At 66.5% G+C, this 14,948-nt stretch carries 17 protein-coding genes and 3 pseudogenes; 3 read left to right on the plus strand and 17 right to left on the minus strand.

What is annotated here, in order from left to right:
* Nucleotides 1-102 (plus strand): annotated as a pseudogene (locus ACLJK8_RS19720) (IS5/IS1182 family transposase); the annotation flags it as partial.
* 263 nt (nt 103-365) lie between these two features.
* Here ACLJK8_RS19720 and ACLJK8_RS19725 read toward each other — a convergent pair.
* The 10 genes from ACLJK8_RS19725 to ACLJK8_RS19770 all read right to left on the minus strand — a co-directional run bounded on the left by ACLJK8_RS19725 (nt 366) and on the right by ACLJK8_RS19770 (nt 9,174).
* Nucleotides 366-1,247: a DMT family transporter gene (locus ACLJK8_RS19725; protein WP_413152065.1), complete on the minus strand. Its 882-nt coding sequence runs from the start codon at nt 1,245-1,247 to the stop codon at nt 366-368.
* Nucleotides 1,247-1,585, minus strand: coding sequence for a tRNA-binding protein (locus ACLJK8_RS19730; RefSeq protein WP_413152066.1), 339 nt, complete (start codon nt 1,583-1,585; stop codon nt 1,247-1,249). The genes ACLJK8_RS19725 and ACLJK8_RS19730 overlap by 1 nt, the downstream gene beginning before the upstream one ends.
* A 104-nt stretch (nt 1,586-1,689) precedes the next feature.
* Nucleotides 1,690-2,202, minus strand: coding sequence for an Lrp/AsnC family transcriptional regulator (locus tag ACLJK8_RS19735; protein WP_413152067.1), 513 nt, complete (start codon nt 2,200-2,202; stop codon nt 1,690-1,692).
* Between the two features lie 29 nt (nt 2,203-2,231).
* Nucleotides 2,232-2,954 (minus strand): haloacid dehalogenase type II, encoded by a 723-nt coding sequence (locus ACLJK8_RS19740; RefSeq protein WP_413152069.1) that lies wholly within the window; start codon nt 2,952-2,954, stop codon nt 2,232-2,234.
* A 13-nt stretch (nt 2,955-2,967) separates the two neighbouring features.
* Nucleotides 2,968-4,320, minus strand: a complete 1,353-nt coding sequence (locus ACLJK8_RS19745; protein WP_413152070.1) for an aminotransferase class III-fold pyridoxal phosphate-dependent enzyme — start codon at nt 4,318-4,320, stop codon at nt 2,968-2,970.
* A 129-nt stretch (nt 4,321-4,449) separates the two neighbouring features.
* The gene (locus ACLJK8_RS19750) at nt 4,450-5,076 is read right to left on the minus strand and encodes a TetR/AcrR family transcriptional regulator (protein ID WP_413152071.1); all 627 of its coding nucleotides are present in this window, start codon (nt 5,074-5,076) and stop codon (nt 4,450-4,452) included.
* A 12-nt stretch (nt 5,077-5,088) separates the two neighbouring features.
* Entirely contained in the window at nt 5,089-6,411 is a 1,323-nt protein-coding gene (locus tag ACLJK8_RS19755) for a TRAP transporter large permease (RefSeq protein ID WP_413152072.1), read from the minus strand.
* 1 nt (nt 6,412) lies between these two features.
* Complete coding sequence (locus ACLJK8_RS19760; protein WP_413152073.1) at nt 6,413-6,928, minus strand: TRAP transporter small permease; 516 nt, start codon at nt 6,926-6,928, stop codon at nt 6,413-6,415.
* A gap of 92 nt (nt 6,929-7,020) precedes the next feature.
* Nucleotides 7,021-8,019, minus strand: a complete 999-nt coding sequence (locus tag ACLJK8_RS19765; protein WP_413152074.1) for a TRAP transporter substrate-binding protein — start codon at nt 8,017-8,019, stop codon at nt 7,021-7,023.
* Nucleotides 8,020-8,052: 33 nt separating this feature from the next.
* Complete coding sequence (locus tag ACLJK8_RS19770) at nt 8,053-9,174, minus strand: M24 family metallopeptidase (protein ID WP_413152076.1); 1,122 nt, start codon at nt 9,172-9,174, stop codon at nt 8,053-8,055.
* A gap of 407 nt (nt 9,175-9,581) precedes the next feature.
* On the opposite strand from ACLJK8_RS19770, the gene ACLJK8_RS19775 reads away from it, so the two are divergent.
* Together ACLJK8_RS19775 and ACLJK8_RS19780 are read left to right on the plus strand one after the other, a co-directional pair.
* Nucleotides 9,582-10,631: a tartrate dehydrogenase gene (locus tag ACLJK8_RS19775; RefSeq protein ID WP_413152077.1), complete on the plus strand. Its 1,050-nt coding sequence runs from the start codon at nt 9,582-9,584 to the stop codon at nt 10,629-10,631.
* 1 nt (nt 10,632) lies between these two features.
* Entirely contained in the window at nt 10,633-12,126 is a 1,494-nt protein-coding gene (locus ACLJK8_RS19780; protein ID WP_413152078.1) for an NAD-dependent succinate-semialdehyde dehydrogenase, read from the plus strand.
* A 461-nt stretch (nt 12,127-12,587) separates the two neighbouring features.
* On the opposite strand, the gene ACLJK8_RS19785 is transcribed toward ACLJK8_RS19780, so the two are convergent.
* From ACLJK8_RS19785 to ACLJK8_RS19815, 7 genes and pseudogenes are all read right to left on the minus strand, one after another.
* Entirely contained in the window at nt 12,588-12,710 is a 123-nt protein-coding gene (locus ACLJK8_RS19785) for a hypothetical protein (protein ID WP_413152079.1), read from the minus strand.
* A 5-nt stretch (nt 12,711-12,715) separates the two neighbouring features.
* Nucleotides 12,716-13,054, minus strand: a complete 339-nt coding sequence (locus ACLJK8_RS19790) for a hypothetical protein (protein WP_413152080.1) — start codon at nt 13,052-13,054, stop codon at nt 12,716-12,718.
* A gap of 150 nt (nt 13,055-13,204) precedes the next feature.
* A complete protein-coding gene (locus ACLJK8_RS19795; protein WP_413152082.1) occupies nt 13,205-13,420 on the minus strand; it encodes a hypothetical protein in 216 nt (71 codons plus the stop codon).
* Between the two features lie 36 nt (nt 13,421-13,456).
* Nucleotides 13,457-13,660: a hypothetical protein gene (locus ACLJK8_RS19800; protein ID WP_413152083.1), complete on the minus strand. Its 204-nt coding sequence runs from the start codon at nt 13,658-13,660 to the stop codon at nt 13,457-13,459.
* A 390-nt stretch (nt 13,661-14,050) separates the two neighbouring features.
* A pseudogene (locus ACLJK8_RS19805) lies at nt 14,051-14,209 on the minus strand (hypothetical protein); the annotation flags it as partial.
* 11 nt (nt 14,210-14,220) lie between these two features.
* Nucleotides 14,221-14,433, minus strand: coding sequence for a hypothetical protein (locus ACLJK8_RS19810; RefSeq protein ID WP_413152085.1), 213 nt, complete (start codon nt 14,431-14,433; stop codon nt 14,221-14,223).
* A gap of 314 nt (nt 14,434-14,747) precedes the next feature.
* A pseudogene (locus ACLJK8_RS19815) lies at nt 14,748-14,948 on the minus strand (hypothetical protein); the annotation flags it as partial.

Here is a 14,948-nt window from a genome sequence, read left to right on the forward strand (position 1 = left end):
AAGCAGTTTCGAGGCATCGCCACACGCTACGACAAGGACCCGGAGAACTTCCTCGCCGCCGTCAAGCTCACAGCCGCGAGGATCTGGTGTCAGAGTTTATGAGTCGACGCCCTAATATTATGGAGCGGAAGATCAGTCGAACGCCCTCCAATGCCAAGCTGCCTGCCATCAACCACGATCGTCTGCCCGCGGCTCGCCGAATCGCCGAATGAGAAATCGTATACCCGCTGAGCGCCGCGCTGATATCGACTGGTTTCGGCGCAGCGGGTCCTTTTCGATTTCCCCGCTGCATCTTGCGCCGGAATGTGCCGGCACCGGCTAGGTAGACTGGGGTCGCCAGCCTCTGATCCCCCCGACGGCGTGAATCATGCCAGTCGCGCCTCACCATCGCGGATCGATCGACGATTTCGGACGAAGAGGCCGCCGAGGGTGATCAGAAGCACGGCGGCGGCCATGTTCCAGGAAGCCTCGCCGAAGCCGAGCACGACCATCAGGACCGTCGACAGGACCGGCGCCGAATAGCCGAGGACGCCGAGAAGCGCGGCGTTACCCTCGCGCATGCCGATATCCCACAGGAAGAACGCGCCGCCGGCGGGCCCGAACCCGAGAAGCGCGATCACGAGAAGATCGCGCGTCGTGAGCGCGGCGATGCTCTCGCCCATTGCCACGGCGACCGCGAGGCAGATGCCGGCGGAGACGGCGCAGATAGTCACCATGGCGCCGGCGCCGTCGAACCGCGCGCTCCGGCGCAGATTGGAATAGGTGGCCCAGCAGCATGCGCCCAGAAGCGCCAGGCCGTATCCCGTGGCGTCGGAGGCGCTGAGGTCGAGACCGTCGCCGCCGACAAGCACGAGGACACCGAGAAAACCCGCGCCCGCGCCCAGATAGCCACGCCAGCCGGAATTCAGTCCGAAGAACAGATTGCCGGTCACGACCAGGATGGCAGGCCACAGGTAGTTGATGAGCGACACCGGGATCGGCTCTGCGAAGCGGAAGGCCGCGAGGTAGAGCAGATGGTATACGGTCAGCAGCGCGGCCGCGACCAGCGTCTCCGCCGACCTCAACGGCGCCAGCCGGGTGCCGCTCGCGGCGCAAACGACGGCGCCGGTGATCGCCGCGATGCCGAAACACAGCCCCAGCACGAGATAGGGCGCCACATTCGCCACCGAGGCGCCGAGCGCGCCCAGTGTCCCCCAGGAGAGGATCGCCAGACCGCCGAGAGCGGTGGCCCGTCCGTTGTTGTCCATCAGAAGACCTCCGAACCGATCGTGGCTCCGGCATCGGGCCGCAGCAGCATCGTGCGGCCTTCGGCGTCCGGGGCGCCCATGACGAGGATCTCGGACTTGAAACCCGCGATGTTGCGCGCCGGCATGTTGACGACGCAGACGACGAGCCGTCCGATCAGCTCATCCTCGGGATAGTTGGTGATCTGGACGCTCGACCAGCGGCGGCCAAGCTCGCCGAAGTCGACCTCGACCTTGTAGGACGGGTTGCGGGCGCGGGGAAACGGCTTCACGTCGACGATCCTGCCGACCCGCATCTCGACCTTGGCGAAGTCCTCGTAGACGATCTGGTTCTTCTTCATGCCCTTGACTCTGTTGCTGGGACTCTGTTGCTGGGGTTTCGCGCGGAAGCCGGCCCGCCCGCGGTGGGACGAGCCCGGGTCCCGCGGATCAGACGGGCCGGCGGTTAGTCTTCCGCGCCGTCGCTCCGGTCATCCGCTATCAGCGACCTGAGCGGCACATGACCCCTGTCAAGCAGCGTCCGGATGACGATGTAGCTGAAGTATTTGTCCACCCCGATCCGTTGCTCGAGGATTCGCGTGATCACGTCCTGATAGTGTCCGACGTTCCTGACCGAGAATTTCAGGAGGTAGTCATAGCCGCCGCTGACGAGATGCAGTTCCTGCAGGTTCTCTACCTTCACGATCTCCCGCTCGAACGTGATGAAATCATCGCGCCGATGGTCGGAGAGGGTCACTTCGGTGAAGACCAGAATGTTCTCGACCAGTTTCGACACATTCAGCCGCGCCTGGTAGCCGCGGATGTAGCCCGCCTTCTCGAGACGTTTCACGCGCTGCAGGCAGGGTGAAGGGGAGAGACCGACCGCGTCGGCGAGCTTCACATTCGTCATTCCGCTGTTCGCCTGAAGCTGCGCGAGAATGTTGATGTCGATCCGGTCGAGTTTCGGGCTCCCGATCATGGCTCAGCCTCCCCCTTCGCGTGGCGCCGTCAGGCGCGCAGTTCTTCCTGATGGGCCTTGACCAGATCGGCCATCGAGTTGAACCGGAAATCGTATTTCGGCGTGTCGCCCGGGTTCATCGTCGCGCCAAAGCCCTTTTGATCATGACGGCGGTAGATCCAGCAGTTGGCCAGTCCGAAGCGGTTCGCCGGCGCGTGATCGTGGAACATGCTTTCCGCGGTATGCAGGATATCGGACTTCTCGATGCCGAGGGTCCGCAGTTTCTCCAGCATGTAGTCGAAGTTGCGGTCTGCCGGCTTGTAGCTGCCCACGTCCTCCGCCGTGTAGCGCGCGTCGAAATCGACACCGAGCCTGGCGTTCGAATGCGTGAAGCTCTCGTTGTCGACGTTTGACAGGACGACGAGCTTGTAGTGCTTCTTGAGATACCGCAGCGCGCCTTCGCTGTCGGGGAAGGCCGGCCAGTCGGCGACGGAGCGCCCATAGGCGGCGCATTGCTCGTGGGTGCAGGTCGTGCCCCATTCCTCGGCCAGACGCTTGAAGACGATCGGCAGCAGTTCTGCGTAGCGCTTGGCCGGGGTGAATTTCTGCTGGCTCGATTCATGGCGGGCATGGGCTTCGAGGATCTCATCGCGGCTGAGCGGGCGTTCGACGCGATCCGTCAGGCCCTTCAGGCCGGCGATCATGCCGCTCTCCCAGTCGATGAGGGTGCCGTAGACGTCGAATGTCAGGGCCTTGAAGTCGGTGAGTTTCATTTGGGACGCTCCTTCAGGATTCGGAAATTTCTCGCAGGGTCGCGGCGACACGGTCGATCAGCAGATCGACCTCGCCCTCGGTGATGCAGATCGGGGGCGCGAAGCCGAGTGTTCCGTCCGCGAATGCCCGGAAGATCAGCTTGTTGCGATAACCGGCCTCGGCCAGTTTCGCCGCGATCTTGCGCTCGGCCGGGAACTTGGCCTTGCTCGTCTTGTCGGCGACGAGTTCGATCGCCGCGAGCAGGCCCTTCGCACGCACGTCCCCGACCAGCGGATGGTCCTCGAAGCCGCGCAGCCGGTCCTCGAAATAGGCGCCGACCTGGAGGGCGTTGTCGATCAGCCCGCCGCGATAGAGTTTCAGCACTTCGAGGCCGACGGCGGCGCTGACCGGGTGTCCGGAATAGGTGAAGCCGTGGCCCATCGGCACGCCATCGGGCGCGGCGTCGGCGATGACGTCATAGACGTGGTCGGCCATCAGCGCCGCGCCCATCGGGGCGTAGCCGGAGGTCAGCCCCTTGGCGATCGTCAGGAAGTCCGGGCTGAGACCCTCGTGCTCGCAGGCGAACATCGGGCCGGTCCTGCCGAAAGCGGTGATGACCTCGTCGACGATGAAGAGAATGCCGAGCTCGCGGCAGGTCGCTTCCATCGCCTTGCCAAAACCCTTCGGCGGCACGATCACCCCGCCCGAACCCTGAACCGGTTCCATGATGAAGGCGGCGACCTTCTCGCGGCCGATCTCGGCGACCTTGTCGCGCAGCGCCCGCGTCGAGGCGGCGATGATGGCATCGCCATCCGGGCCCGCGGGGTGCCGGTAGGGGTTCGGCGACGGGATATGATGCTGCCACGGCAGAGGTACGTCGAACTTGTCGTGGAAGAGCGGCAGCGCGGTCAGCCCGGACCCGTTCGAACTCGACCCGTGATAGCCGGCTTCGAGCGCGATGAAGTGCTTCTTCTCGGTCTCGCCACGGGCATTCCAGTAGTAGCGCACCAGCCGGATCACCGTATCCACCGCGTCGGACCCGCCCAGCGTGAAGAAGACATGGTCGAGGCTGCCCGGCGCCAGTTCCGCGAGCTCGGCCGCCAGTCGGATCGCGGGCGCGCTTCCGAAGTGGAAATAGCCGGTCGCATAGGGCAGCCGCTCCATCTGCTCGGTCGCGGCGGCGACGATGGACTTGTGCCCGTATCCCGCGTTGACGCACCAGAGCCCCGCGAAGCCGTCCAGCAGCTCGTTCCCGCGGGAGTCGGTCAGATAGCAGCCCCGTCCCGACTCCAGGACGGTCACGCCCCGGCGCTCATGCTCGCGGAGCGCGACGACGGGATGGACGAGATGCGCGCGGTCCAGCATCTCGAGCGAATTATCAAGCATTTCACTTCCTCCTCGGGACAGATCGATGTCCCCATGACACTTCGATTCACTCGAAATATTCGGCCATTCGTGTGCTCGCCCGCGGCATGACGTTTTTCATTTCCGCCGCGCGCGGCAGGAACTGCCGCGCTATTCCGGGGTCGAGAGTTGCCTTCGCAGCTGATCGGTCCAGTCGCGCAGGATGGCATCGAAATAGGTGGGGTCGTCGCGCCAGATCTTCTGGAACGACATGCCGCGGATGAGCAGCATGGTCTGATCCATGAGCGCGTTCTTCCGTTCGGCCGAGAGCGGCACTTCCGCCAGGCATTTGTCCCAGAGTGTGGCGAGCTTCTCGATATAGCGGGTCGAGCCGGGCATGACCGCGGCCATGGTTTCCTCGTCGACCCGCGCCAGCGCGAGGTAGTCGAGCGTGACGTAGAACAGTGGACCGGAATAGCGCTCGCGGATGAAGTCGATCAGGACCCCGATCGCGGAACCGTCGCGGGATAGGGTCTCGGAAAACTCCGAGATCCGGTCGATTTCCTCGTCGAGCAGCAGCGAGAAGGCGGCTTCGAGCAGCGAGGCGCGGGTCGGATAGTGATGCAGCAGGGCCCCCCGGCTGACCTCCGCCTTGCGTGCGATGTCATGCGTCGAGGTGCGCTGCAGCCCGTTCAGCGAGATGCAGGCGAGCGCGCCCCGCAGTATCCGTTCCTGCGTCTCCTGCGAACGCTCCTCCTGCGTTCGGCGCCTGTCGGCCAGAGCGGTTCCTTCCGGCATCCGGATTTCCTCCTATCCGTTCACGGACTGGCCGAGCACATCGGGCAGCCACAGCACAATTTCGGGGAAGGCCACGAGTAGGGAAGCGGCCAGGCACATGAGCAGGAAGAACGGGATCGAATAGAGCGCGACCCGGCCGATGGTCCTGCGGCTGATCGCCTGGATGACGAATAGGTTGAATCCGACCGGCGGCGTCATCAATCCGAGCTCGATCATGATGACCAGGAAGATCCCGTACCAGACCGGATCGAAGCCCGCCTGAACGACGATGGGCAGGGTGATCGGCAGGCTCATGACGATGATCGAGATGCCGTCGAGGAAGAAGCCAAGCACGATGTAGAAGAGCGCGAGGCACAGGATCAGAACATGGGGCGACATGTTCAGCCCCTCGATGAAGAGCGCGATCTCGCGCGGGATGTGCATGTAGCCGATCGCCGACGACAGGAAGGCCGCGCACATCAGGATCGCGCAGACCATCGCCGAGGTGGTGAGCGCGCCGGCGAGCGAGTCGCGGAACACCTGCCAGCTGAGCTGCCGCGTCGCCGCCGAGAAGACGATGGCTGCGAAGACCCCGATGCCGGCGGCCTCGGACGGGGTCGCCCAGCCGGTGTAGATCGACCCGAGCACGACGACGATCAGCGAGAGCACGGGCGCGAGGTTGCGCAGAATCTCCATCGGGCGCTCGTCGTCCGGATCGTAGTCCGATTTCGGCGACAGGCTCGGGTTCAGCAGGCAGCGGACGGAAATGTAGGCCGCGTAGAGCGCCGCCACCAGGAGGCCCGGGACGATGCCCGCGATGAAAAGCTTGGCGATCGAGACCTCGGCCAGGACACCGTAGATGATGAGTACGATCGAGGGCGGGATCAGCAGGCCGAGGCTGCCGGCCCCGGCGAGCGACCCGAGTGCCAGGCTTTCCGAATAGCCGCGCTGGAGCAATTCGGTGGTGGTGATCTTGCCCACCGTCGCGGTCGTGGCCGCGCTGGACCCCGAGACGGCGGCGAAGAGCGCCGAGCCCGCGACGTTGGTGTGCAGCAATCCACCGGGGATGAAGCGCACGAGGGGAGCCAGGCCGCGGAACAGCCGGTCCGATATGTCCGTGCGGAACATGAGCTCACCCATCCAGATGAACATCGGCACGGCGGCGAGTTCCCAGGAGCTCGCGCTCCGGACCACGATGCGGCTGGCGATGGCGCCGATCCGCTCGGGCGAATACTCCATGATCCCGTAGAGCGACGCGGTGGCGGCGAAGGCGAGGCCGAGGAAGACCCACATGCCGGAGGCGAGCGCCAGGATCAGGATCAGGAAGACGACCAGGGTGGCGAGGATCGGGTCCATGTCAGAGCGCCTCCCCCGCCGCGTGCTCGCGCTCGAACGGGCCGAACACCGCCGCCAGCGCCCGCAGCATGAGCTGCGTCGCAAGCAGCGCCGCGCCCAGGAAGGCGATGAGGTCGGGGATCCAGAGCGGTACCTCGGCGATGCTCGCGCTCACCGCGCCGCGGCTCCAGTCCTTGGCCATGTTCCTGAACAGGAAGACGGTGATGCCCGCGACCATCGCGAAGCCGGTGGCGGCGACGATGCCCTCCAGTCCCCGGAACACCCGGTCCGGGAGAACGTCGGTCAACAGGGTGACGCGGATCATCGCCCCGCTGCGCAGCGCCCAGGCGAGCGACAGGAAGGTGATGCCCATGACGGCGAAGCCGATGAACTCATCGAGAACATTGGTCGAGATCCCGAACAGCGACCGCAGCAGCGTTTCGAGAAGTATGTGGCCGACGGCGTAGATCAGAATGGCCGCGGCGAGGACCATCGCCAGTCTGGCGACGAGGTCCACGAGCGATTGCAGGGTGCGCATCGATCTCCCTCCCTGTGACATTGTGGTTTTCGCGGGCGGACGCCAGGGCCCGCCGGCTCGCATGATCCGATTGGTCAAACCGGCTGGTCAGGCTAGTTGGTCAGTTTGGCCTTGAACGCATCGATGATCTCCTGGCCCTCGGGTCCGGTATCGGCCAGCCACTCGTCGAGCGTTGTCTGCCCGGCCGCCCGCAGGGCGTCGCGGTAGGTCGGGTCGGTCGAGGTCACGACCGTCACGTTCTGTTCTTCCAGCTGCCTGTAGGTCGCGGCCAGACGGTCCGGCACCGCCGCCCAGTTCTCGGCGCTCACCCGCTCGGCGGCGCGAAGAACCCCTTGCCGCTGCTCCTCGCTGAGGTCGTCGAACACGAAACGGCTCATGTGGACGAAGTTCAGCACGATCGCGTAGTCGAAGATCTCGGTATAGGTGTCGTAATAATCGCTGAAGCTCGAACTGACGCCGCCTTCGGCGGAACTCAGGACCGCGTCGATCGCGCCGGTGGAACTGGCCGGAACGACATCCGCCCAGGACATGCGCACCGCGTTGGCGCCGAGCTGGTTGAGGGTGGTAGTCCCGTTCTTGTCATAGGTACGGATCTTCACCCCCGAGAGCGCCGCCTGATTGTCGAAGGGAACTTCTCCCCAGATGCCCGACGGCGGCCAGGGCGAGGCATAGAGCAGGATCTGGTCGTTCTCCTCGAAGATCCGCTCGAAGCTCGCCTCCGAAGCCTCGTAGAGAAGTCGCGCCTCGTCGATATCCGCGACCAGGAACGGCAGGGACGACACGAGGAACAAGGGATCGATGCCGCCGAGCGCCCCGCCATAGGTATCGGCGATTTCCAGGGCTCCTTCACCCACGGCGTCGAAATGATCGGCGGATTTGTACCCCAGCGCGCCGCCGTAATGGACGATGATCTCGACCTCGCCATCGGTTTCCTCGGCGACGACCTCGGCGAAGCGCGCGTCGCCAACGCCGTGAATGGAGTTGGCGGCGTATTCGTTCGACAGATTGAGCGTGATCTCCTGCGCCGTCACCCCGGAGGCGACGGTCGCGGTGACGGCCGCTCCGAGCAATCTTGCCATCAGGTCTTGCATCCTGGAACTCCTCTTCTGATGTCCGGGTCTGGGTCAGACCAGAGTCATCGCATTGATATCGCGCGAGAAATCCGTCAGCTTCCGGTAGCCGTCGGAGGTGATGAGCACGGTGTCCGAATGACGGTATCCGCCCTGTCCCCGCCAGTAGAGGCCGGGCTCGATGCTGATGATCATGTTCTCCTCGAGCACGTCGTCGCTGCCCTCGGCGACCCAGGGCCCCTCATGGCCGCCCATGCCGATGCCATGCCCGACGCGGTGCAGGAGATTGTCGCCGAAGCCCTCGGCGCGCAGGAAGGTCATGACGCGATGGTCCACCTCATGCGCGCTGATGCCCGGGCGCAGCATGTCGTAGCCGATGTCGCAGGCCGCGAGCATCGTGGCGAAGATCTCGGCCTCTTCCGCCGAGGGGGCATGAAGGAAGAAGGTCCGCTCCGTCTCCGCCGAGTAGCCGTTCACGCGCAGGAAGGAGAGGCCGACGTTCGGGCCTTCCCGGAAGGTATCGGAGGGTTCGGGAAAGCGGTGCGGCTGGGCGCTGAAGGGCGCGGCCCAGGCGCCGAGCCAGATCGAACTCGTGTACTGGTCGAATGTTCCCTCGCGCCTCACGATCTCAGCGCGCAGTTCCGGTATCCGGTCGTAGCCACCCTTGATCGAGTTTCCCAGCCGGGCCGCGTCCATGATCATGCGGAGACCGAGGTCGGAGTATCTCGCGGCGGTCTCGACGCGGCGGATCTCGTCCGCCGACTTGACGAGCCGGAGCGTCTCGATCAGCGGCATGACTTCGGGCGCGTAATCCGCGATGCCGGCCATGATCTCGGCGGGCATCGAAGGCTCGACCGCGATCCGCTCCCCGACGGACAGCACCGAGCCGAGCGCGTCGAGATAGGTCTCGCCCGGCAGGGCGGGATAGTCGACATATTCGACGATCCGGTGCGGCAGCGCGATTGTCGCGATATTCTCGGCTTCGATCCGCGGCGTCACGATGACGGGATCGCCCTCCGGCCGCGCGACCAGGAAGAAGGCGCGTTCGAACGGAACGTAGCGAAAGCCGGTCAGGTAGTAGATGCTGTCGGTCGACGTGATGAGCGCCGCGTCGAGACCCTTCGAGGCGAGGCTCGCCCGGAGTTTCGCGTATCGCCCCTGATGCTCGTCGTTCATGTTTTCTCCATACAAGCCGTCTGGACTGTTTGTTTATAATGCGCGAAGTCGTGCGAAATGTCGTGCTGAATGTCGGTGGCGCTTCGACACAAAATGCTGGAGCCGGCCAATCCCAAGGCACGGTGAGCACGATTTGGGAAGCGCGCGGCCGAATCCGGGTCGCCCCATGCGATTCCAGGACGTTCCGATTCGGATCTTTCCGAAAGACCTCCCGCGGCAGGAAATCGCGGCTGGTTCCCGTCGCCCGCGCATAACTGCCGCCGGACCGGGATCTTCGGCAGCATCTCCCGGCGCGTGCATGGGACATTTCTCCACGCGGGCCAGCTCGGGCAAACATCCCGGGCTCCCGGAAAGGACCAGACTTGGACCAACGCCGCCGCCCCAGCGGGGCCACGGACGGGAGCGACATGATGGACGAATACAGACTGGCACTCATTCCCGGCGACGGAATCGGCACGGAGGTGACCGACGCGGCGATGAGGGTGACGAGCGCCGCCGCCGCGCGCTTCGGCTTCGGCCTCTCCTCCGAGACCTTCCCCTGGTCATGCGACCACTACCGGACGACGGGCGAGATGATGCCCGGGGACGGTATCGAGATCCTCCGGGGCTTCGATGCGATCTTGCTCGGCGCGGTGGGCTGGCCCGCCAGCGTTCCCGACTCGGTCTCGCTGCACGGGCTGCTGCTGCCGATCCGCAAGGCCTTCAACCAGTACGCGAACATTCGCCCGCACCGCTTGTTGAAGGGTGTGGAGGGACCGCTCAGGAGCGGAGGGTTCGATATCCTCTGCGTCCGCGAGAATACGGAAGGGGAATATTCCGGCGCCGGCGGCCGTGTGCACCAGGGCACGGGCAACGAGGTCGCGGTCGAGACCGCGATCTTCACCCGCGCGGGCGTCGAGCGCATCCTGCGTTTCGGCTTCGAGCAGGCACGCGCGCGGCGAGGCCACCTCACCTCGGTCACCAAGTCCAACGCGCAGAAATATTCGATGGTGTTTTGGGACGAGGTGACGGAGGAGCTCGCCGCGGACTACCCGGACGTGACCGTCAGCCGGATGCATATCGACGCCATGGCCGCGAAGATGGTGATGGCGCCGCGGGATCTCGACGTGGTCGTCGCATCGAACCTCTTCGGCGACATCCTCACCGATCTCGGAGCGGCCATCCAGGGAGGGCTGGGCTTCGCGGCATCGGCGAACATCAACCCCGAACGCACCGCGCCCTCGATGTTCGAGCCGGTGCATGGCTCGGCTCCCGATATCGCGGGCAGAAACATCGCCAACCCGATCGCCGCCATCTGGTCGGCCGCGCAGATGCTCGACCACCTCGGCGAAAGCGAGGCCGCGGGAGCGGTACTCGCCGCGATCGAAACCGCCACTTCGAGGGGCATCGGCACCCGTCCGGGCCTCAACACCACCGATGAAATCACCGCGGCCGTGCTCGCCGCGATGGAGGGCTGAGATGACCACGCATGCGATACCGACCGCCGATCTCCGCGCGCGGCTCCGCGACCCGGACCTGTTTCGCGAGGCCGCGCTGATCGACGGCGCGTGGCTCTCCCGCGCGGACATGGAGGTCACCGATCCCGCCACCGGCGGCACCCTCGGCCAGATGCCCGATTGCACCGCCGCCGAGACGGAGGCGGCCATCGCCGCGGCCGAGCGGGCGATGGGGCCCTGGAAGGCCCGGACGCATCTGGAGCGCGCCGATCTGCTCCTGGCCTGGCATCGGCTGATGCTCGACCATGCCGACGATCTCGCATCGATCCTCACCGCCGAACAGGGCAAGCCGCTGGCCGAGGCGAAGGCCGAGATCCTCTACGGCGCCTCCTTCGTGCGCTGGTTCGCCGAGGAAGCGCGGCGGATCAACGGCGCGGTCATTCCATCGCCGGTGCCGGGCAAGATGCTGCTCGCCATGAAGGAGCCGGTCGGCGTCTGCGCGATCATCACGCCTTGGAACTTCCCCAATGCCATGATCGCCCGCAAGGTCGCCCCCGGCCTCGCCGCCGGCTGTACGATGGTGATCAAGCCTTCGGACTTCACCCCCTATTCGGCGCTCGCGCTCGGCGTGCTGGCGGAGCGGGCCGGCATCCCGAAAGGCGTCCTCAACATCCTCACCGGCCGGCCCGAGGCCATCGGCGCGACGCTCACCGCCTCGCCCGTGGTGCGCAAGCTCTCCTTTACCGGCTCGACCCGCGTCGGAGCACTGCTGGCCGGGCAATGCGCGCCGACCCTGAAGAAGCTGTCGCTCGAACTGGGCGGCAATGCTCCCTTCATCGTCTTCGACGACGCGGATGTCGACGCGGCGGTTGAAGGCGCCATGGCGTCGAAGTTTCGCAACGGCGGGCAGACCTGCGTCTGCGCCAACCGCGTTCTGGTCCAGTCCGGCATTCACGACCGCTTCGTCGCGGCGCTGGCTGCGAAGGTCGACGCCCTGAAGGTAGGCGCCGGGACCAAGCCCGGGACGATGATCGGCCCGATGATCAACGCGGCCGCCATCGCGAAGATCGAGGCCCATGTGGAAGATGCGCTCGCGAGAGGGGCGACGCGCGTCACCCGGCGCCGGGATCTGGGCGCGCGGTTCGCCGATCCGGTCGTTTTGACCGGCGCGACGCCTGACATGCGCCTCGCCTCGGAAGAAACCTTCGGCCCCGTCGCCCCGATCTTCCGGTTCGAGACCGAGGACGAGGCGCTGGCACTCGCCAACGGGACGCCTTTCGGCCTCGCAGCCTATTTCTACACCGCCGACATGTCCCGCGCCTTCCGGTTCGGCGCCGCGCTGGAGGTCGGACTCGTGGCGCTCAACACCGGAGCCGTCAGCCACGCCGAGGCTCCCTTCGGCGGCGTGAAAGCCTCGGGGCTCGGCCGCGAGGGCGCGCGGGAGGGCATCGAGGAGTACCTCGAGACGAAGGCGTTCCACATCGGCGGCCTCGCCCGGATCGCCGGTGGCGCGTAGTCACTCGGTCGCGCGCCGAAACGGTCCCTGCGCGGCGACAGCAGCACGTTGCACGCAGTACAGGTGCCCGCGCGGCGCAGTCTCCAACGCGGTGGTCGGGAGGAACCCAGGGCTCAGCGCGATACCGAAATGGCAGAAACCGCATCGAGGATGGCCGCTTGGGAACCGCGCCCGCAGCGTCCGGCCCGGGAATGTGGCAGCCGTCAGGGCCTCCAGCGGCATCCGCTGCCGCTGGAAGACCACCTCCAAGTGCAATCAATGAGAATCCACCGCCCAGCCACGCCGGATCTGCTCGATCTGCTCGGCATCATAGCAGCTGAGCCGCCCGCCGAGGGTCCGGTGTTGGAGATCCCCTCGGCGGTCAGGCGGATCACCCGTTCGATGGAGACGCCGAGCCTTCGGGCGGCTTCCTTGTTGGTTATGTGGCGCGCGATGAGCGCTTCGGCCGCGCGGGCCTCGGTTTAGGTGAAATAGGTCCGTCCGTTCCAGGCGCGCCCGAGGCCGAACGCCTTGGTGATGCGATTGGCACGCGACCAGGTGAAGCCGAACCGGGTCGCCCGCGCGTCCATGGGAGTGGAGGTCACCCTCGTCAACCTCGGCGCCCAGCAGCGCGCGGCCAGCGCGCCAGGGCGCGGCGCCAGCGATATGAGTCCGGACCACGGCGCGGATCGCGCTCGAACTCCGGCGACTGGCGGATGCCCATCAGCCATTGATGGAACCAGCCATAATTGCGCTTGTGATGGCTCGGATCGGCGCAGGGCGCGGTGTCGAAACCCGCGAGGATTTCGCGCAGCGTGTCCGGCCCCCGGGCGAGGATATCGAAGCCGGTATGGCCCGCATGGCGCAACTGGTCGGCGTCGAGTTGGCGCGGGCGGTGGTCCGGGCCGAAGAGGATCCGGCATCCCAGCGCCTGCGCGGCTCGCGCCACGACGTGGAGCGCCAGCCGGTCCGGCCAGATCGATTGGCCACGCCGCGCAACCCTTTGTCCGCAGGTAGCGCTCCAGCGCGGTCTCGGGTCGCGGTTCCACGACCGCCACCGCGGTCTTGATCCGCCCCAGGTTCAAGCCTATGAGCCGGCTCAGGTCGTAGCCCTGCCCCCGGTTCGCGCGACCCAGAGCACGATCAGTTCGGCGCCGTGGCAATGGCAGCGCTGGATCGCGAGGATCGACCAGTGGCAGCGCCCGGCGGCGGCGATCCCGGACGCGGCGATGTCCTCCAGCACGCAGAGCGGGCAGACGCGCGGTAGCGCCTTGTTGACCAGGCCGTGGTTGGTGATGTCGTCGCCGAGGATCATGCAGCCCCGGCGACGGCGTCCGGATCGAGGCGCGGGTCAGCGCCGCGCGGTGACCCCGACCACGACCGCGAGCTCAGCGAGCGCCGCGCCATCGCCTCGGATGGTGCCGGTCCAGTCGAGCCCGACATCGAGGCAGAAGTCGGAGGCGAAGGCGGCACGGTTCCGGGCCGCGAGCCGGGTAACCAGGGAGGTGGCGGTTTCACCCGCCACCAGCGGAGGCGTCAGCGCGATCCGTCGCATGCGGGATCGGTCGCGTCCAGGATCCTGCGCGGATCGATCCGCGTGTAATTCGCCACGCTGAACGGATCCGGGCCATCGAGGCGTCCCGACCGGCGCCGGAACATCGCCGCGAAATGCTCCGGCCCGAGCGCGTCCGAGCCCGAGCGCCAGGCTTCCTCGATCGCTCCGATGATCTGCTCGATCAGAAGGCCGAAATGCCCGTCGGCGACATGCAGCAGCCGTGCCCCGAAGTCGCGCTCGGCGAGGAGCGTCGGCCGGGATGAGGCCTGCGCGACCCGCGAATTCGTGGATCAGCCCCGAGATCCAGTCCGCCGAAGCCGGATCGAGCCGCCTGAACTCGATCGGACAGAGCCGCCGGGCGAACTGGGGATCATGGTTGAGGATCGAAATGAGGTCGTCGGTGCCGGAGAGGATGACGCCGACCGGCCAGCCGCCCCGCAGCAGCGACTTCAGCGTATTGACCACGGCGCGCAGCTCCCTCGGCGACTGATGCCGGAGAATGTCCTGCGCCTCGTCGAAGTGCAGGATCAGCGTCCGGCGCGCGCGCAGGTGCTCGCGGACTAGGCCGGACGGTCGCGCTCGATCTCATACCCGAGCGCGGTCGGCGTCGCCATGCCGACGAACTTCAGCGGCGCGGGCGAAAGCACGCTCAGCGAGACGAACGACACCTCCGGGGACTCGCCGTCCGGCGCCGGAGCATGCCGCGTCAGCAACCGCGCGATCGTGCGCGTCTTGCCAGAGCCCGAGGCGCCGATCACGGCGATACCGCACATCTGCTTCTGGATCCCGGCGGCGAGATCGCCGCGTCGGCGCGCGAGAAGCGCCAGGAACTCGGACCCGAGCCTGTCGGAGGTTTCGTGGCCGACGAAGACCGCGCGAAGCTCGGCCAGCCGCCAGCCAGTGCGTCGGGGTGGATCGGCGACATTCTATTCATCTTCGATCCTCCAGCGCGGGCCCTCGGAGGCGCGGGCAGTTCTGGCATCGTGAGTGCCTCGGCCGGTGGGATGTCGTCCCGAGCAGACCGCCGTGCGCGGGCGCGGTCTCCGGCATGTCGCCGGGGACATCGCCTGGGACGTCGCCCGGGACATCAATGGTCAGCCCGAGGAAGAGCGAGGCTTCGAGCCGGCCGAGGTCCTCCGCCGACAGGCAGTGCGGGCCAACTCATGCGCGCGCCCGGGCGGCGCTTGCGCCGGCCACGCTTGAGCGTCCAGCGCGCGTCGCGGTCCTTTTGTGCCAGTTTCTCCGGTTTCGCCTTCCAGTCCTCCGGAATGCCGCCGCCCTTGACGAT

The sequence above is a fragment of the Amaricoccus sp. W119 genome (assembly GCF_047275745.1).
In the GTDB taxonomy this organism is placed as follows: Bacteria; Pseudomonadota; Alphaproteobacteria; order Rhodobacterales; family Rhodobacteraceae; genus Amaricoccus.